The sequence below is a fragment of the Mesorhizobium sp. LjRoot246 genome (genome assembly GCF_964254115.1).
GTDB lineage: Bacteria > Pseudomonadota > Alphaproteobacteria > Rhizobiales > Rhizobiaceae > Mesorhizobium.
Genome location: NZ_CAXUSN020000001.1, coordinates 1,134,227 through 1,157,314, shown reverse-complemented (window position 1 = coordinate 1,157,314; position 23,088 = coordinate 1,134,227). Strand labels below are relative to the sequence as shown.

22 protein-coding genes are annotated in these 23,088 nt (G+C 64.7%); 13 read left to right on the top strand and 9 right to left on the bottom strand.

Annotated elements, in window-relative coordinates; all coding sequences use genetic code 11:
- Positions 1-66 precede the first annotated feature (66 nt).
- From ACSQ3L_RS05435 to ACSQ3L_RS05425, 3 genes are all read right to left on the bottom strand, one after another.
- The gene (locus tag ACSQ3L_RS05435) at positions 67-957 is read right to left on the bottom strand and encodes an SMP-30/gluconolactonase/LRE family protein (RefSeq protein ID WP_436159013.1); all 891 of its coding nucleotides are present in this window, start codon (positions 955-957) and stop codon (positions 67-69) included.
- A gap of 165 nt (positions 958-1,122) precedes the next feature.
- Positions 1,123-1,860: a response regulator gene (locus tag ACSQ3L_RS05430; protein WP_436159012.1), complete on the bottom strand. Its 738-nt coding sequence runs from the start codon at positions 1,858-1,860 to the stop codon at positions 1,123-1,125.
- Positions 1,860-3,140, bottom strand: coding sequence for a histidine kinase (locus ACSQ3L_RS05425; RefSeq protein WP_436159011.1), 1,281 nt, complete (start codon positions 3,138-3,140; stop codon positions 1,860-1,862). The genes ACSQ3L_RS05430 and ACSQ3L_RS05425 overlap by 1 nt, the downstream gene beginning before the upstream one ends.
- A 408-nt stretch (positions 3,141-3,548) precedes the next feature.
- Between ACSQ3L_RS05425 and ACSQ3L_RS05420 the strand changes: the two genes are divergently transcribed.
- From ACSQ3L_RS05420 to ACSQ3L_RS05385, 8 genes are all read left to right on the top strand, one after another.
- Positions 3,549-5,966, top strand: coding sequence for a glucan 1,4-alpha-glucosidase (locus ACSQ3L_RS05420; RefSeq protein ID WP_436159010.1), 2,418 nt, complete (start codon positions 3,549-3,551; stop codon positions 5,964-5,966).
- Positions 5,967-6,030: 64 nt separating this feature from the next.
- Complete coding sequence (gnd, locus tag ACSQ3L_RS05415; RefSeq protein WP_436159009.1) at positions 6,031-7,044, top strand: phosphogluconate dehydrogenase (NAD(+)-dependent, decarboxylating); 1,014 nt, start codon at positions 6,031-6,033, stop codon at positions 7,042-7,044.
- Positions 7,045-7,066: 22 nt separating this feature from the next.
- Complete coding sequence (zwf, locus tag ACSQ3L_RS05410; protein WP_436159008.1) at positions 7,067-8,443, top strand: glucose-6-phosphate dehydrogenase; 1,377 nt, start codon at positions 7,067-7,069, stop codon at positions 8,441-8,443.
- A 12-nt stretch (positions 8,444-8,455) separates the two neighbouring features.
- Positions 8,456-9,160 carry an ROK family protein gene (locus ACSQ3L_RS05405; protein ID WP_436159007.1) on the top strand — a complete coding sequence of 235 codons (705 nt, stop codon included), beginning with the start codon at positions 8,456-8,458 and terminating at the stop codon, positions 9,158-9,160.
- A gap of 215 nt (positions 9,161-9,375) precedes the next feature.
- The gene (locus ACSQ3L_RS05400) at positions 9,376-9,837 is read left to right on the top strand and encodes a MucR family transcriptional regulator (protein ID WP_436159006.1); all 462 of its coding nucleotides are present in this window, start codon (positions 9,376-9,378) and stop codon (positions 9,835-9,837) included.
- A gap of 132 nt (positions 9,838-9,969) precedes the next feature.
- Positions 9,970-11,070: an aminotransferase class I/II-fold pyridoxal phosphate-dependent enzyme gene (locus tag ACSQ3L_RS05395; RefSeq protein WP_436159005.1), complete on the top strand. Its 1,101-nt coding sequence runs from the start codon at positions 9,970-9,972 to the stop codon at positions 11,068-11,070.
- Between the two features lie 268 nt (positions 11,071-11,338).
- Positions 11,339-12,577 (top strand): MFS transporter, encoded by a 1,239-nt coding sequence (locus tag ACSQ3L_RS05390; RefSeq protein WP_436159004.1) that lies wholly within the window; start codon positions 11,339-11,341, stop codon positions 12,575-12,577.
- Between the two features lie 51 nt (positions 12,578-12,628).
- Positions 12,629-12,937, top strand: coding sequence for an NIPSNAP family protein (locus ACSQ3L_RS05385; RefSeq protein WP_436159003.1), 309 nt, complete (start codon positions 12,629-12,631; stop codon positions 12,935-12,937).
- Positions 12,938-13,167: 230 nt separating this feature from the next.
- Here ACSQ3L_RS05385 and ACSQ3L_RS05380 read toward each other — a convergent pair whose 3' ends face one another.
- The 6 genes from ACSQ3L_RS05380 to hemC form a co-directional block, all read right to left on the bottom strand.
- The gene (locus ACSQ3L_RS05380) at positions 13,168-13,884 is read right to left on the bottom strand and encodes a glutamine amidotransferase (protein WP_436159002.1); all 717 of its coding nucleotides are present in this window, start codon (positions 13,882-13,884) and stop codon (positions 13,168-13,170) included.
- Positions 13,885-13,899: 15 nt separating this feature from the next.
- Positions 13,900-14,379 carry a TerB family tellurite resistance protein gene (locus ACSQ3L_RS05375; protein WP_436159001.1) on the bottom strand — a complete coding sequence of 160 codons (480 nt, stop codon included), beginning with the start codon at positions 14,377-14,379 and terminating at the stop codon, positions 13,900-13,902.
- A gap of 102 nt (positions 14,380-14,481) precedes the next feature.
- A complete protein-coding gene (locus ACSQ3L_RS05370; RefSeq protein ID WP_436159000.1) occupies positions 14,482-16,074 on the bottom strand; it encodes a heme biosynthesis protein HemY in 1,593 nt (530 codons plus the stop codon).
- Between the two features lie 10 nt (positions 16,075-16,084).
- Positions 16,085-17,593 (bottom strand): COG4223 family protein, encoded by a 1,509-nt coding sequence (locus ACSQ3L_RS05365; protein ID WP_436158999.1) that lies wholly within the window; start codon positions 17,591-17,593, stop codon positions 16,085-16,087.
- 110 nt (positions 17,594-17,703) lie between these two features.
- The gene (locus ACSQ3L_RS05360; RefSeq protein WP_436158998.1) at positions 17,704-18,420 is read right to left on the bottom strand and encodes a uroporphyrinogen-III synthase; all 717 of its coding nucleotides are present in this window, start codon (positions 18,418-18,420) and stop codon (positions 17,704-17,706) included.
- A gap of 2 nt (positions 18,421-18,422) precedes the next feature.
- Positions 18,423-19,349, bottom strand: a complete 927-nt coding sequence (gene hemC / locus ACSQ3L_RS05355; RefSeq protein ID WP_436158997.1) for a hydroxymethylbilane synthase — start codon at positions 19,347-19,349, stop codon at positions 18,423-18,425.
- Between the two features lie 156 nt (positions 19,350-19,505).
- On the opposite strand from hemC, the gene tsaD reads away from it, so the two are divergent.
- From tsaD to ACSQ3L_RS05330, 5 genes are read left to right on the top strand one after another with little or no spacing between them, the layout of a single operon-like run.
- Entirely contained in the window at positions 19,506-20,591 is a 1,086-nt protein-coding gene (tsaD, locus tag ACSQ3L_RS05350; RefSeq protein ID WP_436163381.1) for a tRNA (adenosine(37)-N6)-threonylcarbamoyltransferase complex transferase subunit TsaD, read from the top strand.
- Positions 20,588-21,610 (top strand): NAD(P)H-dependent glycerol-3-phosphate dehydrogenase, encoded by a 1,023-nt coding sequence (locus tag ACSQ3L_RS05345; RefSeq protein WP_436158996.1) that lies wholly within the window; start codon positions 20,588-20,590, stop codon positions 21,608-21,610. Before tsaD ends, ACSQ3L_RS05345 begins: the two co-directional genes overlap by 4 nt.
- 38 nt (positions 21,611-21,648) lie before the next feature.
- Positions 21,649-21,945: a YciI-like protein gene (locus tag ACSQ3L_RS05340; RefSeq protein WP_436158995.1), complete on the top strand. Its 297-nt coding sequence runs from the start codon at positions 21,649-21,651 to the stop codon at positions 21,943-21,945.
- Positions 21,946-21,985: 40 nt separating this feature from the next.
- Positions 21,986-22,411 (top strand): EVE domain-containing protein, encoded by a 426-nt coding sequence (locus tag ACSQ3L_RS05335; RefSeq protein ID WP_292182493.1) that lies wholly within the window; start codon positions 21,986-21,988, stop codon positions 22,409-22,411.
- Positions 22,412-22,464: 53 nt separating this feature from the next.
- Entirely contained in the window at positions 22,465-23,064 is a 600-nt protein-coding gene (locus ACSQ3L_RS05330) for a class I SAM-dependent methyltransferase (RefSeq protein WP_436163380.1), read from the top strand.
- Positions 23,065-23,088: the final 24 nt, after the last annotated feature.

The window sequence follows — 23,088 nt, the reverse complement described above, 5'->3', positions numbered from 1 at the left end:
CTGCAGTTTCCGCCGGCTTGACCCGGCCTCACTCCCAATCTGATTTGAGCACGGAACGTCGCGGGCTCAAAACAGTCTCAATCCCGGCACGCGAACCCGCAGCCGGTACAACGATGTCGACGCGGTGATGTAGAGGCTTTGCAGATCGTCGTCGCCGAAGGTGAAATTCGCGCAATCTTCAGGCGTCCGGATCACGCCAAGAATGGCGCCTGACGCATCGAAGACATGGATGCCGCCGGGGCCGGTGCAGTAAAGATTGCCGCGGCTGTCGATCTTCATGCCGTCGGGCGCCCCCGGTCCCTCGCCCTCGGTGACGGCCCAGACGGCACCGCCATTGAGATCGCCATTCGCTTCCACACCGAACACCCTGATGTGCCCGCGTTCGGTGTCGTTGACGAACAGCCGCGATTCGTCGAGCGAGAAGCAGAGCCCGTTTGGCTGAACGAAATCGTCGACCAGCAGCGTAAGCTGGGCGCCATCGCCATCGATGCGGTAGACGCCCTGGAACGGCAGCTCCTGTGGCCGTGGCACGCCATAGAATTCCACCCGGCCATAGCCCGGATCGGTGAAATAGATCGATCCGCCGGTGGCAATAACGATGTCGTTCGGGCTGTTGAGCTGCTTGTCCTGATGGTGGGTAGCAAGCACAGTCACGCTGCCATTGGGCTCGGCGCGGGTCACGCGGCTCGTCGCGTGCTCGCAGGTGACCAGCCGCCCGCGGCGATCCAGCGTGTTGCCATTGGCTTTACGGCTCGGCGCGCGGAACAACTCGATCTCGCCAGCGGCGCTGCGGCGGTACATGCGGCTTTCCGGAATGTCGGAGAAGACCAGCCATTTCTCATAGGGGTGCCAGACCGGCCCTTCGAGGAAGCCGAAGCCGCTCGCCAGCGTTTCGATCGTCGCATCGCCGACGACATCGTCCAGGCCGGAATGGCGCGTGCGCGCCGAAACCGACATCACAGGCTCCCGGCGGCCGTGCGTGCCCGCATGGCGACGAATGGCATGAGCGCTTCCTCGATATATTTTCTTATTGGAGATCGAAGGTAGTTGCGGCGCCGGCCTGGCGATACGGGTCAAAGCGCATGGCCGACTGTGCATTTGCACAGTCGTGTACCGCTCAGATCAGTGGCCGCCCGGCGGCACCTGCACCAGCCAGGCATCGAGCCGGTCCTGTTCGCGGCGCAGCGCGTCGATGTTGATCAGGCCGCGCGCCATGGCGAGATAGATCGCCCGCGTCCGCGAGTTGAACACGGAAGCGTCGCCGGCGCCGTCTTCCGCTGGCACGATGCCGAGCTTGTCGTAGACATGCTTGATACGGCTCTGCGCGCCACGGATCGACAGGCCGCGACGTGCCGCGATCGCCCGGTCGGTCAGGCCGAGCGCGATGTCGATCAAGCTTTCATATTCGCCGTCGGTGATGCCCTCGAACCTGTCCTGCACGCGGTGCTGGATGCCGCGGATCTCGCGGTCGATGATGCAGTGGCCTTCGCGGAAAACGCCGCGCAAAGCGGACCGCATGCCCTCCTCCGTCGCTGACTTCAACACATAGCCATAGACCGAGCCAGGCGGCACGATGCGCGCCACGCCGCGCACATAGGCCTCGTCGGCGAAATTCGACCAGAACAGGATGTGCGTGCCGGCGCGGCGGTTCCAGATCGCCCTGGCGACCTCGATCCCGGTCGCCTTCGGCATCTGCAGGTCGAGCACGACATGCGGCGGCTCGCGTTCGGCCGCCAGGTTGATGGCGTCCTCGCCGTCGCTGGCTTCGATCACCCCGACGTCGCCGGGCCACAATTGCTCCACCGTCCGCCGCGCGAAGCTGCGGTGCAGCCCGTCATTCTCGGCGATCATCACAAGCATCACATGGCCTCCGACACGGCGAACTCGCCGGGCATTGTTGCGGCCGCTGCCAATTCCCGCGACGGCTGGCGGTCTATCTCGACGACGACGCGGGTGCCGCCGCCCTTGCGTCCGGCCTGGCCGATGCGCAGCCGCGCCCCGATGAGGGCCGCACGTGTGTGCATGTGGCCAATGCCGCCATGCGCTGCCGGATCGACAGTGCCGCATCCCTGACCGTCATCCGTCACGACCACCCGCAGCACGTTCGCGGTGGACGCCAGCAGCACATCGATGCGGCGCGGCGCGGCGTGGCGAACCGCATTGTTGATGGCTTCCTGCACGATCCTGTAGAGCGCGGTGCGGACAGGTTCGGCCAAGCTGTCGGCGCTGCCGTCGCTGGTGTCGGCGATGCGCACGGCGATCGGTGGCTTGGCCCGGGCGACGCTGCGGTTGAGATGCGCCTCGACCGCATCGCGCAGGCCGAACAATTCGAGCACGCTCGGCCGCATGTCGTCGACGATATGGCGCAGTTCCGTCAGGCAGCCGGCGACCTCCTGCTCGAGGTCGGCAAGCTGCGCCGCCCGCGCCACGCCCTGGCCGCGCAGGGCCGAAAGCTGGCGCGCGATGCGGGCGAGATCGGCAAGCGTCTGGTCGTGCAGGTCCATGGCCATGCGCCGGCGTTCGCGCTCCATGCCTTCGGTCAGTTGCGAGGCGCCGACCCGCAGCAGTTCGACCCGGTTGCGCGCCTCGCTCTCGGCCAGCATGGCGCGGCGCGCCTCCTCGGTCTGGATCAGCGCGAAGATATAGGGCGCGATCAGATCGGCGCATTGCTGGGCGACCGCGACATCGGCAAGCGTGTAGCAGTCGACCTCGTGCCGGCTGATGTTGAGCGCGCCGATGATGCCGCCGCGCGCTCTGAGCGGCACGACGATGCGGCTGCGCAGCCTGGCGGCGAAGATCGGCCCGTCGATGGCGGTGGCGAAATGGAAGCGCTCGTCGCGCAGTGCGTCGTCGGCGAGCAGATAGGGCACCTCGCCCCACAGCACCGAGCGGATCGGACTGACTTCGGTCGGCAGCGGATGCTGGGCTAGCTCGCTCCAGCTGGTGTGGAAGCCGGCTTCATAACAGGCGTGCCGGCGGCCGTCATGCGACAGCACCGCCAGATCCATGTGGTCGTGCGGAATGAGCGAGCCGATCTCGATGGCTGTCGCGCGGAACGCCGTGCCGGGATCGATATGGCCGGCAAGCGCCCGCGAAATCGCCAGCAACCGGTCGATCAGGACCAGGGACACTTCCGGCATTGGCTTTCACGATCCTCCCGTGCCGGGAAATAGTGGACGCATGCCGGCGCCGCTGTCAACGACGGCGCCGTTGGCTCTACGGCTCCGAACTCAGCCTAACAAAAGACCTGACGACAGCCGGTTCAGCGGTGTCGGCAGTTTTTGTGCCGATGATAGGAATTTTTTCTTGACACCGTGCCCTCAGCTAAGGTATATATTTGGGTATGGTGCTGATTTGCGCCAGTGACCCGCCGCACAGGCGGGTTTTTCATTTGATACTCCGTCAGCCTGCGCGCCGGCGAAGGCTCCGAAGAAACCCCCTACCCGAGTTCGTACCCCTGCCGTTGGCCCGCCCGATCAACTTGCGGTGCAATGATTGTAAAGGGTTCGCGTCCTGGTCTAGGGAGGAGGCCAGGAGGCCGAAACAGAATGCCAGTGACGCAAAACGTTGCTCCGGGCGCCCCGGGAATTCCAGCCCGCTGGACGTCAAGCGCCAAGAGCGGCGTCGGAACGTCGCTTTCGCCGGCAGGCCAAATCTGGTTCACGATCAGCCACGGCATCCTCAACGAAATCTACTATCCGCGCCTCGACAACGCCTGCACGCGCGACCTCGGCCTGATCGTCACCGGCCCTAATGGCTATTTCTCGGAAGAGAAGCGCGATGCGGTGCACACCATCGAACCGTTCGAGGACGGCGTGCCCGCCTACAGGCTGGTCAACACAGCGAGCGATGGCGCCTACCGTATCGAAAAGCGCATCCTCGCCGACCCGGCGCGACCCGCTTTGCTGCAGGAAATCACCTTCACGGCGCTGAAGGGGGTGCCCGGTGACTACCGCATCTACGCGCTTCTGGCGCCGCATCTGGTCAATGCCGGCATGGGCAACACCGCCTGGGTCGGCGAGCACAAGGCAAAGCCGGTGCTGTTCGCCTCGGGGCGCGGCACCTGCCTGGCGCTGGCCTCGTCGCTGCCCTGGCGAACCGGCTCGGCCGGCTATGTCGGTTTCTCAGACGGCTGGCAGCAGCTCCGCAATACAGGCGAGCTCGAGCCGGCATACCAGCGGGCCGAGAACGGCAATGTCGCGCTGACCGGCGAGATCGGCTTTTCCGTCACCGAGACCAAGACCTTGCTGGCGTTAGGGTTTGGAGCGACGCCGGACGAGGCCGCTGAAAATGCTTTTGCCAGCCTGAATCGAGGCTTTGAACCAGCGGCGAAGTCCTACGTCCAGAATTGGCGCAAATGGCAAAAAGGCCTGCTGCCGCTGGACCGTCATGACGGATCCGGGATTAACAGCTACCGCACCGGCACCGCGGTTCTGGCGACGCACCGGTCGATCGCGATGCCAGGCGCCGCGGTGGCCAGCCTGTCCATTCCGTGGGGCTTCAACAAGGGTGACGACGACCTCGGTGGCTACCATCTGGTTTGGCCGCGCGATCTGGTCGAGACGGCGGGCGGCTTTCTTGCCGCCGGCGATGCTGCCTCGGCGCTGCAAATCCTGGATTACCTCGGCTCCATCCAGCAGCCGGACGGCCATTGGCCGCAGAACGCCTGGCTCGACGGGTCGGCCTATTGGCCCGGCATCCAGATGGATGAGTGCGCCTTCCCGCTGCTGCTGGCCGATGCTTTGCACCGCGCCGGCCATCTGCCACGCGCCAGGCTGCTCACCTTGCTACCGATGATCGAGCGTGCCGCCAGCTATGTCGTGCGCAACGGGCCGGTTACGGGCGAGGATCGCTGGGAAGAGGATGCCGGCTACAGCCCGTTCACGCTCGCCGTCGAGATCGCCGCCCTGCTGGCCGCGGCAGATCTGCTCGACGCCTGCGACAGACAAGAGGCCGCGACCTATCTGCGCGAGACATCAGACGGCTGGAACGACCAGGTCGAGCGCTGGACCTATGTCACCGGTACGACCACCTGCAAATCGGCCGGCGTCGAAGGCTACTATGTTCGCATCGCGCCGCCCGACAGCGCCGAGGCCGGTTCGCCGAAGGATGGTTATGTGCCGATCAGGAACCGGCCGCCTGGCGATACCGATCGGCCCGCCAGAGAGATCGTCAGCCCGGATGCGCTGGCGCTGGTGCGCTTCGGCCTGCGTGCAGCCAACGATCCGCGCGTCGTCGACACGGTCAAGGTCATCGACGCGCAGTTGCGCTGCGCGTTGCCGCAAGGACCGCTCTGGTATCGCTACAACGGCGACGGCTATGGCGAGCACGAAGACGGCGCACCTTTCGACGGCACCGGTCAGGGCCGCCCCTGGCCGCTGCTGGCCGGCGAACGGGCTCATTATGAGCTGGCGGCAGGGCGCAAGGACGAGGCGACCAGCCTGCTGGCGACGCTTGAAAGATCCGCCGGGTCGGGCGGCCTGTTGCCGGAGCAGGTCTGGGACGGCGCTGATATGCCGGAGCGCGAATTGCTGCATGGCCGCCCCTCGGGCAGCGCCATGCCGCTTGTCTGGGCGCATTCGGAGCATATCAAGCTGTTGCGCTCGCTGCGCGACGGCGCGGTCTTCGACATGCCGCCGCAAGGCGTCAAGCGCTACATCGAGGACAAGACCGTGTCGCCGTTCAGGACCTGGCGGTTCAACAACAAGATCCGCACCATGCCCGCCGGCAAGACGCTGCGCATCGAGCTGTTGGCACCGGCGACGATTCACTGGAGCACCGACAATTGGGCGACCGCCCATGACAGCCAGACGGCGGAGAATGCCTTCGGCATCCACCTTGCCGATCTGCCCATCGCCAGCCTCCCCAGGGGAAGCACGCTGATCTTCACTTTTTTCTGGCCCGGGACCGGCGATTGGGAGAATGTCGACTTCTCCGTCATATCAGGCGACCAAGATGGCCAGTAGATCATAGCCAGTAGATCCTCCCTCGATAAACCCCGCAAATCTCCAAGCAAACAGGGACGAAACCATGCAGATCGGAATGATGGGACTGGGCCGGATGGGCGCCAATATGGTCCGCCGCCTGATGCGCGACGGCCACGAATGCGTCGTCTACGACATCAACCCCGCCAGCGTCGCGGCCCTAGTGACCGACGGCGCGTCGGGTGCGGCTTCGATGGAAGAATTCGTCGGCAAGCTCGCCAAGCCGCGCTGTGTCTGGCTGATGCTGCCGGCAGCGATCACCGGCAAGATCATCGATCAGGTCGCGGCGCTGATGGAACCCGGCGACATCATCATCGACGGCGGCAATTCCTATTATCACGACGCCGTCGACCAGGCCGCGAAACTGGCCGGCAAGGGTATCCATCTTGTCGATGTCGGCACCAGCGGCGGGGTTTGGGGCCTCGACCGCGGCTATTGCCTGATGATCGGCGGTCCCGACGTGGCGGTGCAACACCTCGATTCGGTCTTCGCCACGCTGGCGCCGGGCGCCGATGCCGGCTCCAATCCGTCCAGGGATGCCGGGACCGCGCCATTTGGCTACCTGCATTGCGGACCGAGCGGCGCCGGCCACTTCGTCAAGATGGTGCACAACGGCATCGAATATGGCGTCATGGCCGCTTATGCCGAAGGCATGAACATCCTGAAGTCGGCCAATGCCGGCAAGCGGCAACGGACGGCGGACGCCGAGACCAGCCCGCTGGAAAACCCGCAATATTACCAGTTCGACATCGACCTTCCTCAGGTGGCCGAGGTCTGGCGGCACGGCAGCGTCATCGGCTCCTGGCTGCTCGACCTGACGGCCGGCGCATTGAAAGGCGACCCGGGCCTGGCGAATTACGGCGGTCGCGTCTCGGATTCCGGCGAAGGCCGCTGGACGCTGAAGGCGGCGATCGACACCGGCGTGCCGGCGCCGGTCCTGTCCTCGGCGCTGTTCGATCGCTTCTCCTCGCAAGGCGAATCCGAATTCTCCGACAAGCTGTTGTCCGCCATGCGCTATGCCTTTGGCGGCCATGTCGAAAAGCCGAAGGCCGGCAAGTGACGGCGACTGGGGAGACGCGCGCATGAGCCAGGAACGGTCCGACACGCTGGTGCTCTTCGGGGCCACCGGCGACCTCGCCCACAAGAAGATATTTCCAGCCCTTTACCAGATGGTCGCCAAGGGCACGCTCACCGAACCGGTGATCGGCGTCGCCTTCGACGCCTGGGACCTCAAGCAATTGCAGGCACGCGCCCGCGACGGCGTCGTCAATGCGCTCGGCAAGATCGACGAAGAAGTGTTCGCCAAATTCGCCTCGCTGCTGCGCTATGTCAGCGGCGACTACCGCGATGGAGCGACATTTGAGAAACTGAAAAACGCGCTCGGCACGGCGCAACGGCCGCTGCACTATATGGCGGTGCCGCCAACCATGTTCGAGACCGTCGTCCAGGGGCTGGAGCAATCGGGCACGGCCCAGGGCGCACGGCTGATGGTGGAAAAGCCGTTCGGCCACGACCTGCAATCAGCGCGCTGGCTGAACCGGGTGCTGCACCTGGTGTTCGACGAACAGTCGATCTTCCGCATCGACCATTATCTGGGCAAGGAAGCGATCCAGAACCTGCTCTATTTCCGCTTCGCCAATTCCTTTCTCGAGCCGATCTGGAACCGCAATTTCGTCGAAAGCGTGCAGATCACCATGGCCGAGGATTTCGGCATCGAGGGGCGCGGCCGCTTCTATGACGATGTCGGCTGCATCAGGGACGTGATCGAGAACCATCTGCTCAACATCCTGCTGCTGCTTGCCATGGAGCCGCCCGTCGGCCGGTCCGCCGACGATCTGATAGACGAGAAGGTGCAGGTTCTGCGCGCCATCCGAACGTTGACCAAGGACGATGTCGTGCGCGGCCAGTTCACCGGCTATCTCGCGGAACCGGGCGTGGCGCCGAATTCGCCGGTCGAGACCTTCGCGGCAGTGCGCTTCATGGTCGACACATGGCGCTGGCAGGACGTGCCGTTCTTCATTCGCGCCGGCAAGAACATGCCGGTGCATGTCACCGAGGTTGTGGTGCGGCTGAAGCGGCCGCCGCTCGACGTCTTCGACCCGATCAAGCCCGCCGACCAGAACTACGTCCGCTTCCGCATTGACCCGCAAGTGGTGATCGCCATCGGCGCCCAGCGCAAAGCCCCCGGCGACGACATGATCGGCGAACAGGTCGAGCTGACGGCGCTCGACGACAGCAAGGGCGACATGCCGCCCTATGAGCGCCTGATAGGCGATGCCATGAACGGCAACGGTCAGCTGTTCACCCGCCAGGATGCCAGCGAACTGGCCTGGCGCATCGTCGGTCCAGTGCTGGGCGACACCACGCCGCCGCATCTCTACGAACCGGGCACATGGGGTCCGGCTGATGTCATGGCCGGATTCGGACCGCCCAATGGTTGGATCGACCCGGTGAAGTGAGAGGACGACACGATGGCCAAGGTGGTAAAGCAACCAGCGCCTGATACCGAGCAGATCGTGCTCGCGATCGACATCGGCGGCTCGCACGTCAAGATCCTGACCAGTGCCGGTGGTGCGGAGCGTCGCGCCGACTCGGGACCGGATTTGACGCCGGGACAGATGATCGATGCGGTCAAGAAGCTCGCCGAAGGCCTGCCCTATGACGTCGTCTCGATGGGCTATCCCGGCCCGGTCAACCACAACAGGCCGCTGACCGACCCCGCCAATCTAGGCAAGGGCTGGGCTGGATTCGACTTTGCGGGTGCGTTCGGCAAACCGGTGAAAGTGGTCAACGACGCGCTGATGCAGGCCATCGGCAGTTACGAGGGCGGGCGCATGCTGTTCCTCGGGCTCGGCACTGGTCTCGGCGCGGCGATGATTGCCGACAACGTCGCCCAGCCGATGGAACTCGCCCATCTGCCCTACAAGAAGGGCAAGAGTTTCGAGGATTATGTCGGCGAACGGGGCCTGGAAAAGCGCGGCAAGAAGAAATGGCGCAAATATGTCTTCGACGTCGTCGACCGGCTCCGCGCCGCCATGCAGCCGGACTATGTCGTCATCGGCGGCGGCAATGTCGACAAGCTCGATGAATTGCCCGCCGACTCCAGGCGAGGCGACAACACACGCGCCTTCGAAGGCGGATTTCGTTTGTGGCGCGACAAAGCGCTGATAGTCTGATATTGTTATTGTTTAATATAGTTGTTCAAAATAACGTGTGACGTGACGCCAAGTCATTGCATTGCGCAGATTTGCCGACTAGGAATTCCGCGCCACAACAACGCCATTCGCCCCGTGGACGCACGAAGCACGCCACAGCATTTTGATTTCGCGCATGATCCTTTCCGGAAATCGAATCCGATTTTCAGATCATGCGCTTTAGACGGAGAAATAGAGTGACCGACGACAGCAACAGTGCCCGTAAAGACATCGACCTGCTCGAGCTGACCGCTCACATCGTGTCCGCCTATGTCGAGAAGAACCGCTTGCCGGTCTCCGGCCTGGCCGACCTCATCGCCAGCGTCAGCGCGTCGATAAGCGGGCTTGGCCAGCCGGTGGTTCCGGTGGCTGCCCCCCTGGTCCCCGCCGTCAACCCGAAGAAATCGGTGACGCCGGATTTCATCATCTGCCTCGAGGACGGCAAGAAGTTCAAATCCCTGAAGCGCCATCTCGGCGTGCATTTCGGCCTGACGCCGGACGCCTATCGCGCCAAATGGGGCTTGCCGTCGGATTATCCGATGGTCGCCCCCAACTATGCGGCCTCGCGTTCGCTGCTGGCGAAGTCGATCGGCCTCGGCCGCAAGGCGGCCCCCGTGAAGGCACCTGCCAAGGGCAGGAAGGCCAAGGTTTCAGCCTGAACAATTCGGCCCTGAGCCAATAGTTCGGCCCTGAGCCAACAGATTGATTGAAGCCTGCCGGCGAATCCGCCTTGGCAGGCTTCATATTTTTATGGCTTGGATGGGCCGGACGGGTTCTTTGGGGAGCGAGCCATGAACTACACCAGGATGGTGATCGAGAAAGAGGCGCCGGAAGAATACGGCTACGACCGTATCCGCTACAATCTCTCGGAAAGTTCGATCGCCGACCAAAAACTTTCCGACATCGGCCTGTCGCTGCCCGATCTCACGCTTTTCTACGGCGAGCATCGCGGCGACAAGGCGTTGCGTGCGCTGATATCGGCGCAGGACACCGGCGTTTCGCCGGATGATGTCCTGGTCACCGCCGGTGCCGCCGGCGCGCTGTTCATCATCTCGACTTCGCTTTTGTCGGCGAACGACCATCTCGTCGTCATCAGGCCCAACTACGCCACCAACATCGAAACCCCAAGGGCGATCGGCTGCGCCATCGGCTTTGTCGACCTGGCCTTCGAGGAAGGCTTCGCCATCGATGTCGATCAGGTCAAGGCGGCGCTGCGGCCGAACACGAAGCTGATCAGCGTTACCTGCCCGCACAACCCGACCGGCACGATGATGAGCCGAACCGAGCTCGATGCGCTGGTGTCGCTTGCCGAAAGCAGCAACTGTCATCTTCTGGTCGACGAAACCTATCGCGACCTCTCCTACGGCCGGCGCCTGCCGTCGGCGGCATCGCTCAGCCCGAAGGCGATCAGCGTCTCGTCGCTGTCCAAGGCCTTCGGTATTCCCGGCATCCGCATCGGCTGGCTGATCACCAGGGACGCTGAGCTTCAGGAAAAATTCCTCGCCGCCAAGGAGCAGATCGGCATCTGCGGCAGCGTTATCGACGAAGGCATCGCACGTGGCATGCTGGAGCGCCGGGACGCCTTCCTGGCGACGCTGCTGCCCGAAATGGCAGGCCGCCGCGACATCGTCCAAGCCTGGATCGACCGCGAACCACTGGTCGACTGGGTGCGGCCCGACGGTGGCGTCGTCGGCTTCCCGCGCCTCAATGTCGACCCCGGCGTCGACCTCGACCGGTTCTATGTGAACCTGCTGGAGAACCATGGCACCTATGTCGGACCTGGCCACTGGTTCGAAATGGAGAAGCGCTTCTTCCGCGTCGGCTTTGGCTGGCCGACGGAAGCCGAATTGCGCGGCGGCCTGGACGCGATCTCCGCGGCGCTGCGGCAGTAAATTTCCCATGCGGCCGACCGGCTAATGCATGTCGCTCAAAAGTGGCCCCGGTTTTGAGACAACGACATGCATAGAAACAAAGGCTTAAAGCGCGTCGCACGAATCCGTTTCGTCGCGACGCGCTTTTAGGTCGAAATTATCTTGATCCGGAACCGTTTTTGGCGCACATGCCGCTGCGAACTGAGCTAAAAGTTCCGCCAGCCGGACCAGCGCCCATCGTGGAAGTGCCCCGCCAGCTGACGCCACTGCAAAGGGGCCTCTTAAATCCATGACAGCCGAACAGATATCGCCGGACCAGCGCTATGCCGCGTTCCGCCACCGCTCCTTCCTGAGCTATTGGGCCGCGCGCTTCCTCACCACATTCGCCACCATGATCGTGTCCGTCGCCGTCGGCTGGCAGATGTACGACCTGACCCGTGACCCGCTCGATCTCGGCCTGGTCGGCATCGTCCAGTTCCTGCCGTCGTTGCTTTTGGTGCTGGTCACCGGCATCGTCGCCGACCGCTTCGGCCGCCGCCTGATCATGGCTCTGGCGGTGGTGGTGGAGGCGATGTCCGCGCTGGCGCTGTTGCTTCTGACCCTGCGCGGCATCAGCGGGCCGCTGCCGATCTTCGCCGTGCTCGCCATGTTCGGCGTCGCCCGCGCCTTCTTCGGTCCGGCCTCCGCCTCGCTGTTCGCCAATCTGGTGCCACCGGAGGATTTCGCCAACGCCATCGCCTGGAATTCGTCGGCCTGGCAGACGGCGACCATCGTCGGCCCAGTCGCCGGTGGCCTGCTCTACGGCGTGTCGGCGGAAGTGGCCTACGGCACTGCCGCTGTCCTGATGCTTGTGTCCGGGCTGCTGATCTTCACCATCCCGAAGCCTTCGCAGCGCACGGAGACGGAAAAACCGACGATGCAGCACCTGCTAGGTGGGTTCAGCTACATCTGGAGCGAGAAGATCGTGCTGGGCGCCATCTCGCTCGATCTGTTCGCCGTGCTCCTGTCCGGCGCTTCGGCGCTGCTGCCGGTCTACGCACGCGACATCCTCCAACTCGGCCCCTGGGGTCTCGGCCTGCTGCGCTCGGCGCCCAGCGTCGGCGCCATTTGCGTCGCCATCTGGCTGGCCGGGCATCCGCTTCGCAACCACGCGGGCATGATCATGCTGGCCTCCGCCGCGTCGTTCGGCGCCTTCACCGTGCTGTTCGGCCTGTCGACCATCACCTGGCTGTCGATCGTGGCGCTGGCCTTCCTCGGCGCCACCGACATGTTCAGCGTCTACATCAGGGAAACGCTGATCCAGCTGTGGACGCCCGACGAGGTGCGCGGCCGCGTCAACGCCGTCAACCAGGTCTTTGTCGGCGCCTCGAACGAGGTCGGCGAATTCCGCGCCGGCACGATGGCGGCACTGATCGGCACGGTGCCGGCGGTCGTGGTCGGCGGCGTCGGCGCCATCGTCGTCGCGGGCCTGTGGATGGTGCTGTTCCCGCAGCTGCGCAAGGTGCGCCACCTCAACGGACGCAACTGATGCTTTCTCGCTGACGGTCAGCACGATACGCGCCCTATCACAGGAACTCCCATGATCACCTGTTACCTGAAATATGTCATTGACCCGTACAAGCTTGCCGAGTTTGAAGAATACGGCCGTCGCTGGATCGGTCTGGTCAGTCGCCTCGGCGGAAATCATCATGGCTATTTCCTTCCGAGCGAAGGAGCGAGCAATATCGCTTATGCCATGTTCAGCTTCCCAAGCCTCGCCGACTACGAGGATTATCGCAAGCGCATGGCTGCCGACCCTGAATGCCAGGATGTGTTTGAAATGGAAAAACGCAATCGCAGCATTCTCAGCTATGAACGCAGCTTCCTGCGGCCGGTGCTCGGACCCTAGAGCAATTCCAGGAAAAGTGCGTAGCGGTTTTCCGTCCGGAATTGCGTCGAAACAAAGAGATAGGGCCGGATGATTTCAGGTCCAATCGACCTGAAATCTGAATCCGCCTCTAGAGCAATTCTAGGAAAAGTGTGAAGCGGTTTTCCGTCCAGAATTGCGTCAAAACAAAGAGTTAGAGCAGCTCGCCGTTTCCGTGAAACGGTGAAATGCTCTAAGTCGAAGAGATAGCCCTATCGCACTGCCGGCTTGCCGAAGATCGTGCGCAAAAACTCGTCCAGCCAGCGTTTGAGATGCATGTCCCAGATCAGCCGGCCGCCGAGATGATCGCGGCCGGGCTGCGCGCCGGGCAGCTCGAAGCGATGCGCGCCGCGCACCACCCAGCGCTGCATCATCACCCTGGTCAGTTCGCCATGGAACTGGATGCCCCAGGCATTGTCGCCATAGCGGAATGCCTGGTTGGGATAGGTCTCGGCCGTCGCCAGCAGCGTCGCGTCCCTGGGCAGCGAAAAACCCTCGCGATGGAACTGATAGACCATCTCAGGCCAGTGCATCAGTTGCTTGCCGGCTTCGGTCGCTTTCAGCGGATACCAGCCGATCTCGACCAGCCCTTCGCCATGGCCCTCGACCTTGCCGCCGAGATGGTTGACCAGCATCTGCGCGCCGAGGCAGATGCCGAGACAGGGCCGGTTCTCCTTGAGCGGAATTTCCAGCCAGCTGGTCTCGCGGCGGACGAACTCGTCCTCGTCATTGGCGCTCATCGGCCCGCCGAACACCACCGTGCCGGCGTGGTCGTCCAGTGTTTCCGGCAACGCATCGCCCAGCGGCGGCCGGCGGATGTCGAGTTCGAAACCCTCTTCCAGCAGCATGTGGCCGACGCGTCCCGGGCTCGAACTCTCCTGATGCAGCACGATCAGGATCTTTGGCTTCGAACTCGTTTGGCGCGGCATGGGAAGGCGAAGATCCTATTCGTCGCTCGATGTTCCGGTGGCGCCGGGCGCGTGCGCCGCCGCCTTGCGGCGCGCCTCGACGCGGTCGCGGCGTTCGACGCCGATCAGCTCGGCAACCCGCCAGACGGTATTGTCCTCCAGCTCGTGCAACTCGCCGTCGGCATAGACGATTTCCCACATCAGGCCGATGAAGGCCTTGCGCGCATCGGCATCGAGATGGCGCTTCAAGACACTGGTGAAGGCATAGAGATCGATCGCTTCATTGTCGGCCCGCTCGCCGGCGGCGACAAGCGCTTCGAGCTCGGCGCCGCTGATCGAATAGTTTTCCGCCAACACCGCCTTGAAGCGCTCCCACTCGACATCCTGGCGCACGCCATCGGCGTTCATCACGTGGTAGAGCAGCGCCGAAGCCGCGATGCGGGGATCGTCCGCACTGGCTTGTGTGCCGGCGCCGGCCGGCAAATCCCTGAGAAACGACAGAACGCGTTCAAACATAGACCCATTCCCTAGAGCATGATGCCGAAAAGTGTGAAGCGGTTTTCGGACAACATCATGCTCTATTTTCTTGATTAGGGGCGGCCCGATGGCCGGCCCAATTCAAAACAGCCGAAACCGGCGCGGCGATTTTTCCGCTTCCTCGTCCGGATCGACGCCGGGATCGTCCGGCAACCGCGCAAGCTCTTCGGCCGGCTCGACGCCCTCGGCATCGCTCGGCACCGCGGCGAAGGCCGCCGCCGTGATCGGCCTGACATGATCCTCCTCGGCGTCCTTGGCCGCTGCCTCCGCCGGACGGATTTCGTCGATCACCTCGACCGGCCTTTCGCGGGCCGGCTTTGCCAGCGCTTCTATGACCGGCACCCTGACATCCGGCGCATCCTCATGGCTGTCGATCAGCTGGCCGAGACGCTCCATCGGTGCACGCCACTCGAAGGCGTCGAGCCGGCCGGTGATCGGCGACACCGGCGCCCAGCGTTCCGACACCACGCCGTCGGCGACCCAGGCCGGATCGCGCGGCGCCCGTACCGCCCTCGACAGAAGCTGCCGCACCTTGCCCTGGTCGCCGGTCTCGGCCTCCTCGATGTCGGCGAGCAGCAGATAGGCACCCTCGCGGCGGTCCATCCGGATCGCCGCCTCGGCCTCGCGGCGGGCGGTCGAGAAATCCTGCGCGTCGAGTGCGGCGCGCGCCACCGTCATCGACGACTCGGCGTGGTTCTTCTTCATCTCCTGCAGCTTCTTCGCCCGGTTGAGGCGGTCGAGCACGGCGTCGCCCGGTCTTGCATGGGTGTAGAGCTCGGCGACCTCCGGATGCGGCTCGGCCTTCCACGCCGCCTCGAGGATCTTCGAGCCCTTGCGCACATCGTTCTGCTTGAACAGCGCGGTGGCGGCGGCCACGGCGGCGGGCGCGAAGTCCGGCCGCAGCTTGTTGGCCTCGATCGCCGCGGTTCTGGCGGCAGCCGGATCGCTGTCGGCAAGCGCCTGCGCCTTGGCGGTCAGCAGCACAGCGCGGCGGCGGTTGGCGGCATCGCGTTCGATCTGCCGTGTCGCTTTCTGCGCGTCGACCAGTTTCAAGGCGCCGTCCCAGTCGCCGCGTGCGGTCAGCTCTTCCAGCGTCGATTCGGCTGCCCAGGCCAGTTGCGGCGCCATCACCGCGGCGCGGCCGGCATAATGCCTGGCGGCGTTGCGGTCGCCGAGCCGTTCGGCTTCGAGATAGAGGCCGCGCAAGCCGAGCAACCGCATTTCGGGATCGTCGAGCATGCTCTCGAACTTCTGCCGCGCCCCTTCATGATCGCCTTCGAGCAGCGACGCCTGCGCCTCCAGCAGATGGATCAGCGGTTCCTGGTCGGAGCGGATCAGCTTGGCGGCTTCCTTGGTCTTCTTGCGGGCCAGCGCGCCGTCTCCGGCGCCCGCGGCGATCATGCCGGTCGACAGCGCCTGATAGCCGCGGTCGCGGCGGCGGACACGGAAATAGCGCGAGATGGTGTAGGGGCTGTTCCACAGCGACTTGAGCAACCACCACAGGATCATCACCGCCGCGACGACAGCGACGACAGCCACCGCCGCCACCATCAGGCTGACCTGATACTGATAGCCGCTGAAGGTGACGACCATATCGCCTGGCCGGTCGGCCAGCCAGGCAAAGCCCAGCCCGAGCGCGAAGACGACGATGAGGAAGGCGAGCAGGCGGATCATTGTGTTGCCCTCATGCCTTCATCGCGCCGGAGATCAGCGCGTCGACCTGGGTTTCGACATCGATCCGCGCCTTTAGTTTGCCGGCAAAGTCCGCGCCGGCGGCCTTGGCGGCTTCGGGCAGCGTGTCATACTCGCTGAGCGCCTTGGCATAGTCGCCCTGGTTGACCGCCGCCTCCATGCGCGCGACGATTTCCGGCGCACCGGCACCTTCGACGGCACCGATCGGCCTGACCTTGACCAGCGATTCGGCGCTCGACAAAAGGTCCTGCAGGAAGCCGGCATTCTCATCGACAGGCGTCGCAGCGGTGACCATGGCATTGGCGGCGGCATCCGCTTGCGCGGCAATCTCGGCACGGGTGGGCACACCTTTTTCGGCGTAGGGGCGCAAGGCCGCAAGCTGCGGCGCATCAGGCGAAATCGCGGCCAAGGTTTCAAGTTCGGCCGAGAATGGCGCACCACGCTCAAGCGCCGCCTTGAGCGCCGACGCGGCAATGGCGAGCGCGATCTTCGGTTGTCCTGCCGCCGCCTCGACCTTGCCGGAAAGCTGCGACACCGACTGCTCCAGCGCTGTCAGCCGGCCATCCTGCGCCGTCGCCGCCTCGCCGGCCGACTTCAGCTGCGCATCGAGACCGGCCAGCCTTTCGTTGAGCGGGCCGAGATCGACCGGGGCCGTGCTGCCGGCCTTGCCAAGCGCGGCGACCGCCGTTTCGATCCGCGCGACCTTGTCGCCCAGTGCGGCGAGCCCGGCAGTGTCGCCTGCTCCACCTTTCTCGACCGCCGATTTCAGCGCCGCGACATCGGCCTTGACCTGCTCCAGGCCCGAGGACAGCCCGACCATCTTGGCCGCCGCATCGCTGTTGCCGCCGGCGTCCTTCAAGCTGGCGATTTCGGTCTTCAGCGAGGCGATGTCGCCATTGACGCCATCGAGCGAGACACTGGCGCCCGAGCCTGGAGCGCCGAGCAGGCCGGCAAACTGCAGCCCGCCCGCACCGACCAGCGCGATGACACCGCCAATGATGCCGGCAGCGATGCCGTTGAGGCCACCACGCTTTTCAGGGGGCGGCGCCATTCTGTCGTCCCGTGTCTCGGTTTTTGCCTTGTCGCCGCCGGTCTGCGCGGGCTTCGCCGACGCATCCTCGAAACTGTAGTCGAAGGCCTTGGTTTTGCCGGCCGGCGTATCGGACGATCCGGGATCGTTGGACGATCCGGGATCGTTGGACGATCCGGGATAAGGGAGCTCAGCCTCGCTAGCGGGCTTTGTCGCCGCCGCCGCCGGCTGCTCCGATTCGGCCTGGGCGTCGGCATGCTCCCAAGGCTCAAGATCGGTCTGGTCGGCATGCACCGGCTCTTCGGGAACCTCGGGCTGCGAGGCGTTCGCTGCTTCCTCGGCTTTCGCCTCGTCTGTCTGAGCCCCGTGCCTGGCGGCATCCTCGACACGTGAAACGGCGCCCGGCTCGAGATCGATGGTCACCGGGTCGCGGCGGCTTTTCGAGTGTCGCATCTTCGGCGTCTTGACCATGCCTGGGCTCCGCACAATTCGCTTCGTCTCAACGCCCTGCGGCGCATGATGGTTCAGAAAGGGTCTAGCACATCACCAAGCGGTGAAAAGGGGCGGTGTGATGACGCGGCTCAGCTCACGCTTCGCAAAAGTGCCAGCAGCACATCCTCGTCGGGCTGCGCGGCAATGCGGATCCTTTCTCTGACCGTATCGTCGAAGGCTGCCGCGACGCGGGTGGAAAGCGCGAAAACCCATGTTTTTTCGAAGAGTCCGCGCAGAGCGGGCCGTCTTGCCAGGATCTGCATCGCCGTCGCCGCCTTGGCTGAATAAAGCAATACCGCGTCGACAGGTTGCCGAGACAGGCGTTCGAGGATGACTTCGTCCGAATAGCCCACTGTCAGCGTGTCATAGGTCTCGACGGCGTGAACCCGAACGCCCGCCGTCTTGAGCCTCTGTTCGAACGCCGGAAAACGCACGCGCCCGCAGAGGTAGACAATCGTCTTGCCGGAAAATGCGGCGGCGATGCTATCGGCCAGCGCCTCCGCATCGCCCGGACCTTCGCTGACCGACAAAAGCCCAGCTTTGCGGGCGGCTTCCGCAGTCCGCTTACCGACGGCATGACAAGGCAAGCCTGCGAGCGTCGCGATGATTTCCTTCGGCGCATGGCGCACGGCATTGGCGCTGGTGATGGCAACGGCGACGGTATCGTCCGGGACCAGTCCGGCAGCGACCGGCAAAGCCGCCGTTTCGGTCAGGGGCAGAAGAATCGGCTGAAAGCCTGTCTCCTCAAGCCGATGCGCTGTGCGCGAGGCGCCCGGTTCCGGTCTCGTCACCAGGACGCGAAGCATTTTCAGAGCCAGCCGTCGAAGAACTTTTCGCCGGCCTTGGCGCGCACCGTCTTGGCCGCTTCATCACCGATGCGGGCGGCGTCCTGCGCCGGTCCCTGCAACTCGACTGTGTGGGATTGCGTGCCGTCGGGCGAGATGATCAGCCCTGCGAAATCAAGCTTTCCTGCCTCGATCGTCGCATAGCCTGCGATCGGCGTGCGGCAGGAACCATCGAGCGCTGCCAGGAAGGCACGCTCGCAGGCCAGCGCCTGGCCGGTCGGCACATCATGGACGGCCGCCAGCATCGTTTCGACGTCGCGGTCGCCGATACGAGTTTCAATGCAGATCGCGCCTTGCCCCGGCGCCGGCGGGAAGATTTCGAGCGGTATCAGGTCGGTGACGACATGCTCAAGCCCGAGCCGCTTCAGCCCGGCATGGGCCAGGATGGTGCCGGCGGCGACGCCTTCATCGAGCTTGCGCAGCCGCGTCTGCACATTGCCGCGGAACATAACCACGTCGAGATCCGGCCGCATGCGGCGGATCAGCGCCTGGCGCCTGAGCGATGACGAACCGACTTTCGCCCCACGTGGCAGCTCGGCAATCGTCTTCGCCGCCTTGCCGACAAAGGCGTCGCGCGCGTCCTCGCGCGGCAGGAAGGCCGAGAGTTCGAGACCATCGGGCAGTTGCGTCGGCATGTCCTTCGACGAATGCACGGCGATGTCGATCCGGCCCGCCAGCAGCGCCTCCTCGATCTCCTTGGTGAACAGGCCCTTGCCGCCGGCTTCCGACAGCGGCCGGTCCTGGATGCGGTCGCCGCTGGTCGAAATGACGACAACCTCGAACGCTTCCGCCGGCAGGCCGTGCGCGGCCATCAGCCGCGCCTGCGTTTCCTGCGCCTGTGCCAGCGCCAGCGGGCTGCCGCGTGTTCCGATTCTCAAGATAGTTTGCATGGCGCGCGGTCCGTGATAACCCCCGGCCTGAGCATTTTGCAGCCAAGTGGAGCCACTTGGCGTAGCAGAAATGCGGCTAATATAACCGGGCCTTTCCGGGCTTTCTCCTAAAGCGGAAAGGCCCATGATACAATCTTTAGGGATAGCGACGAATTGATCCGCGTTCTGGGCATTGAGACGAGTTGCGACGAAACCGCCGCCAGCGTCGTGGCGGTCGACGGCAATGCCGCGCCAAAAATCCTGTCCAACATCGTGCTCAGCCAGATCGAGGAGCATGCCGCATTCGGCGGCGTCGTGCCGGAAATCGCCGCGCGCGCCCATGTCGAGGCGCTGGACGGTATCGTCGAGGCAGCGCTTGCCGATTCGGGCACCGCGCTTGCCGACATCGACGCGATTGCCGCCACTGCCGGTCCCGGCCTGGTCGGCGGGCTGATCGTCGGGCTGATGACGGCAAAAGCCATCGCGGCCGCAGCCAACAAGCCGCTGATCGCCATCAACCACCTCGAGGGCCATGCCTTGACGGCAAGGCTGACCGACGGTCTCGATTTTCCTTATCTGCTGCTGCTCGTCTCCGGCGGTCACACGCAGATCCTCGCCGTGCGTGGCGTCGGCGACTATCAGCGCTGGGCAACCACCATCGACGACGCGCTCGGCGAAGCCTTCGACAAGACGGCCAAGATGCTCGGCCTGCCCTATCCCGGCGGACCGAATGTCGAGAAGGCCGCACAGGCCGGAAATGCCTCGCGCTTTGCCTTTCCGCGTCCGATGAAGGGCTCGGCACAGCCCGACTTCTCCTTCTCCGGCCTCAAGACCGCCGTGCGCCAGGCGGCGACGGCCATCGAGCCCTTGAGCGACCAGGATGTCGCGGACATTTGCGCCTCGTTCCAGGCTGCCGTCGCCGATGCGCTGGCCGACCGCGTTTCTCGCGCGCTGGCCCGTTTTCGCCAAACATTTCCCGGCACGAAAAACCCGGCACTCGTCGTCGCCGGCGGTGTCGCCGCCAACCGCACGATCAATGCGATGCTGGAGCGGCTCTGTACCGAGGCCGGCTTCACCTTCATCGCGCCGCCGCTGAAGCTTTGCACCGACAATGCGGCGATGATCGCCTGGGCCGGCATCGAGCGGCTGCGCGAAGGCATGGCGCAGGAGAACGGTTTCGATTTCGTGCCGCGCTCGCGCTGGCCGCTGGACAGTGTCTCGGCGCCGATGGTCGGCTCCGGCCGGCGCGGAGCCAAGGCATGAACGAGGTGTCAATGAGCGGCAACGACACCGCGCCAAGCGGCTGGCGCGTTGCCGTGCTCGGCGGCGGGGCCTGGGGCACTGCCTTGGCCTTGGCCATGCTGCGCGCCGGCCATTTCGTCCGCCTTTACGCGCGCGACCCGGAGACCGTCGCCGCGATCGACCGCGGCGAAAATCCACGCTATCTGCCGGGCATCACGCTCCAGGCCGGCATCGTGGCGACGAGCAACATCGAAGCCGCGCTCGATGGTGCCGACTGCGTGCTGGCAGTGACGCCGGCGCAGTCGCTGCGGGCTACGCTGGCGGCCGCGAAAGACCATATGCCGCCCGGCATCCCGTTGGTTCTGTGTGCCAAGGGCATCGAAAGCGAGACCGGCGCCTTGCTGTCGGCGATTGTCGAAGAAATCCTGCCGCTAAATCCGGTTGCCGCTTTGTCGGGTCCAAGCTTCGCCACCGACGTCGCCCGCGGCCTGCCGACGGCCGTGGTGGTCGCCGCCCGCGACGAGGCATTGGCCGCCGATCTCGCTGCCCGCTTTTCCGCCGAGAACCTGCGCTGCTATTCGAACGACGACCTGATCGGCGTCGAGATCGGCGGCGCCTTGAAGAACGTTTTCGCCATTGCCGCGGGTGCCGTCACCGGCGCCGGGCTCGGCGCCAGTGCCCAGGCCGCCATGGTAACGCGCGGCTTTGTCGAACTGCGGCGCATCGGTGCCGCCTTCGGCGCCAGGCCCGAAACCCTGATGGGGCTTTCCGGCCTTGGCGACCTGCTGCTGACCTGCTCGTCCACCCAGTCGCGCAATTTCGCCTACGGACTGGCGCTCGGGCAAGGCAAGCCGCTTGCCGGATTGCCGCTCGCCGAGGGCGTGCCGACGGCGGCGATTGCCGCCCGCATCGCCACCGAGCGCAATATCGACGCGCCGATCATCGCCGCCGTCGCTGCCATACTGGACGGCACCATCACCATCCGGCAGGCTGTGACGGCCCTGATGACCCGGCCGCTGAAGACCGAAACCAACGATTGATCCCCCACGACTTTAATCGAACAACCAGGAAAGAGACCATGCTGTTTGCTGTAATTTGCAAGGACAAGCCCGGAAGCCTGCAGGTGCGCCTCGACACGCGGCCAGAGCATATCGCCTTTCTCGAAGGGTTGAACGGCGACAAGAAGCTGGCCTTCGCCGGTCCGTTCCTCGATGTCGACGGCAAACCCAACGGCAGCCTTGTCGTTGTCGAGGCGCCCGACATGGCGGGGGCACAGGCCTTGTCGGCTGCCGACCCCTACGCCAGGGCGGGCCTGTTCGAAAGCGTCGAAATCCGCCCGTGGAACTGGACGTTCAACAAGCCGGCGGCTAGTTAATCCGGGTCGCCGGCGCGCGAACGCAAGGAGGAGAGAAGACATGAACTACTGGCTGTTCAAATCCGAACCCTCGGTCTTCTCCTTCGAGGCGCTGAAGGCCAAGGGCAAGGCCGGCACGCAATGGGATGGCGTGCGCAACTACGCCGCGCGCAACAACATGAAGGCGATGCAGATCGGCGATCTCGGCTTCTTCTATCATTCCAACGAGGGGCTGAACGTGGTCGGCATCGCCGAGGTCTGCGCATTGGCCCATCCCGACACCACCTCGGACGATCCACGCTGGGAATGCGTCGACATCCGCGCCGTCAAGGATGTGCCCAACCCGCCGACGCTGGAAGAGGTCAAGGCCAATCCGAAGCTTGCCGACATGGCTCTGGTGCGGCTCGGGCGGCTTTCCGTGCAGCCGGTGACACCTGCCGAATGGAAGGAAGTCTGCCGCATGGGCGGCCTGACACCCGCGCCGTGACAGCGCTGACGCCCAACAGCGCGAAACAGTTCATTCTCGACAATACGGCGCTGATGGCGCCGCCGCATGTGCCGGAGATTTTTCTGCGCCTCGCTGACGAAGCGCATGATTTGTGGCAGCGAACAGAGGACGAGCTGGTCGAGATCGGCCTGCCGCCGCCCTTCTGGGCGTTTGCCTGGGCCGGCGGCCAGGGCCTTGCCCGCTATGTCCTGGACAATCCCGGCACGGTGCGGGGCAAGCGCGTGCTCGATTTCGCTTCCGGCTCCGGCCTTGTCGCCATTGCCGCCGCCAAGGCAGGTGCCGCCAATGTGATCGCAACCGACATCGACCCGTTCTGCGCCACCGCGATCCGCCTCAACGGCGAGGCCAACGGTGTCGGGATCGAATTCCGCGGCACGGATTGCGTTGGCACCGATGCGGGATGGGACGTGATCCTGGCCGGCGACGTTTTCTACGACAAATCCTTCGCCGACCGCTTGATGCCGTGGTTCGCAACGCTGAAGACGCGCGGCGCCGAGATCTTCGTCGGCGATCCCGGCCGGTCGTACCTGCCGAAGGCAGGGCTGGAGCCGCTTGCGGTCTATGAAGTAGCGGTCACGCGAGCCTTGGAGGATGCGCTCGTCAAGCGCACGACCGTCTGGCGGTTCGCTTGACGCGATCGCCGAACAGGCGTTCCA

Bases quoted from the DNA above. Each gene is read 5' to 3' on its own strand.
- ACSQ3L_RS05330 (WP_436163380.1), top strand. From the start codon at position 22,465: ATGGCGCCGCCGCATGTGCCGGAGATTTTTCTGCGCCTCGCTGACGAA.
- zwf (WP_436159008.1), top strand. From the start codon at position 7,067: ATGAGCCAGGAACGGTCCGACACGCTGGTGCTCTTCGGGGCCACCGGC.
- ACSQ3L_RS05340 (WP_436158995.1), top strand. From the start codon at position 21,649: ATGCTGTTTGCTGTAATTTGCAAGGACAAGCCCGGAAGCCTGCAGGTG.
- ACSQ3L_RS05435 (WP_436159013.1), bottom strand. From the start codon at position 957: ATGTCGGTTTCGGCGCGCACGCGCCATTCCGGCCTGGACGATGTCGTC.
- ACSQ3L_RS05425 (WP_436159011.1), bottom strand. From the start codon at position 3,140: ATGCCGGAAGTGTCCCTGGTCCTGATCGACCGGTTGCTGGCGATTTCG.
- ACSQ3L_RS05390 (WP_436159004.1), top strand. From the start codon at position 11,339: ATGACAGCCGAACAGATATCGCCGGACCAGCGCTATGCCGCGTTCCGC.
- ACSQ3L_RS05335 (WP_292182493.1), top strand. From the start codon at position 21,986: ATGAACTACTGGCTGTTCAAATCCGAACCCTCGGTCTTCTCCTTCGAG.
- ACSQ3L_RS05370 (WP_436159000.1), bottom strand. From the start codon at position 16,074: ATGATCCGCCTGCTCGCCTTCCTCATCGTCGTCTTCGCGCTCGGGCTG.
- ACSQ3L_RS05380 (WP_436159002.1), bottom strand. From the start codon at position 13,884: ATGCCGCGCCAAACGAGTTCGAAGCCAAAGATCCTGATCGTGCTGCAT.
- ACSQ3L_RS05385 (WP_436159003.1), top strand. From the start codon at position 12,629: ATGATCACCTGTTACCTGAAATATGTCATTGACCCGTACAAGCTTGCC.
- ACSQ3L_RS05365 (WP_436158999.1), bottom strand. From the start codon at position 17,593: ATGGTCAAGACGCCGAAGATGCGACACTCGAAAAGCCGCCGCGACCCG.
- ACSQ3L_RS05430 (WP_436159012.1), bottom strand. From the start codon at position 1,860: ATGCTTGTGATGATCGCCGAGAATGACGGGCTGCACCGCAGCTTCGCG.
- ACSQ3L_RS05360 (WP_436158998.1), bottom strand. From the start codon at position 18,420: ATGCTTCGCGTCCTGGTGACGAGACCGGAACCGGGCGCCTCGCGCACA.
- hemC (WP_436158997.1), bottom strand. From the start codon at position 19,349: ATGCAAACTATCTTGAGAATCGGAACACGCGGCAGCCCGCTGGCGCTG.
- ACSQ3L_RS05420 (WP_436159010.1), top strand. From the start codon at position 3,549: ATGCCAGTGACGCAAAACGTTGCTCCGGGCGCCCCGGGAATTCCAGCC.
- ACSQ3L_RS05395 (WP_436159005.1), top strand. From the start codon at position 9,970: ATGAACTACACCAGGATGGTGATCGAGAAAGAGGCGCCGGAAGAATAC.
- gnd (WP_436159009.1), top strand. From the start codon at position 6,031: ATGCAGATCGGAATGATGGGACTGGGCCGGATGGGCGCCAATATGGTC.
- ACSQ3L_RS05405 (WP_436159007.1), top strand. From the start codon at position 8,456: ATGGCCAAGGTGGTAAAGCAACCAGCGCCTGATACCGAGCAGATCGTG.
- ACSQ3L_RS05375 (WP_436159001.1), bottom strand. From the start codon at position 14,379: ATGTTTGAACGCGTTCTGTCGTTTCTCAGGGATTTGCCGGCCGGCGCC.
- ACSQ3L_RS05345 (WP_436158996.1), top strand. From the start codon at position 20,588: ATGAACGAGGTGTCAATGAGCGGCAACGACACCGCGCCAAGCGGCTGG.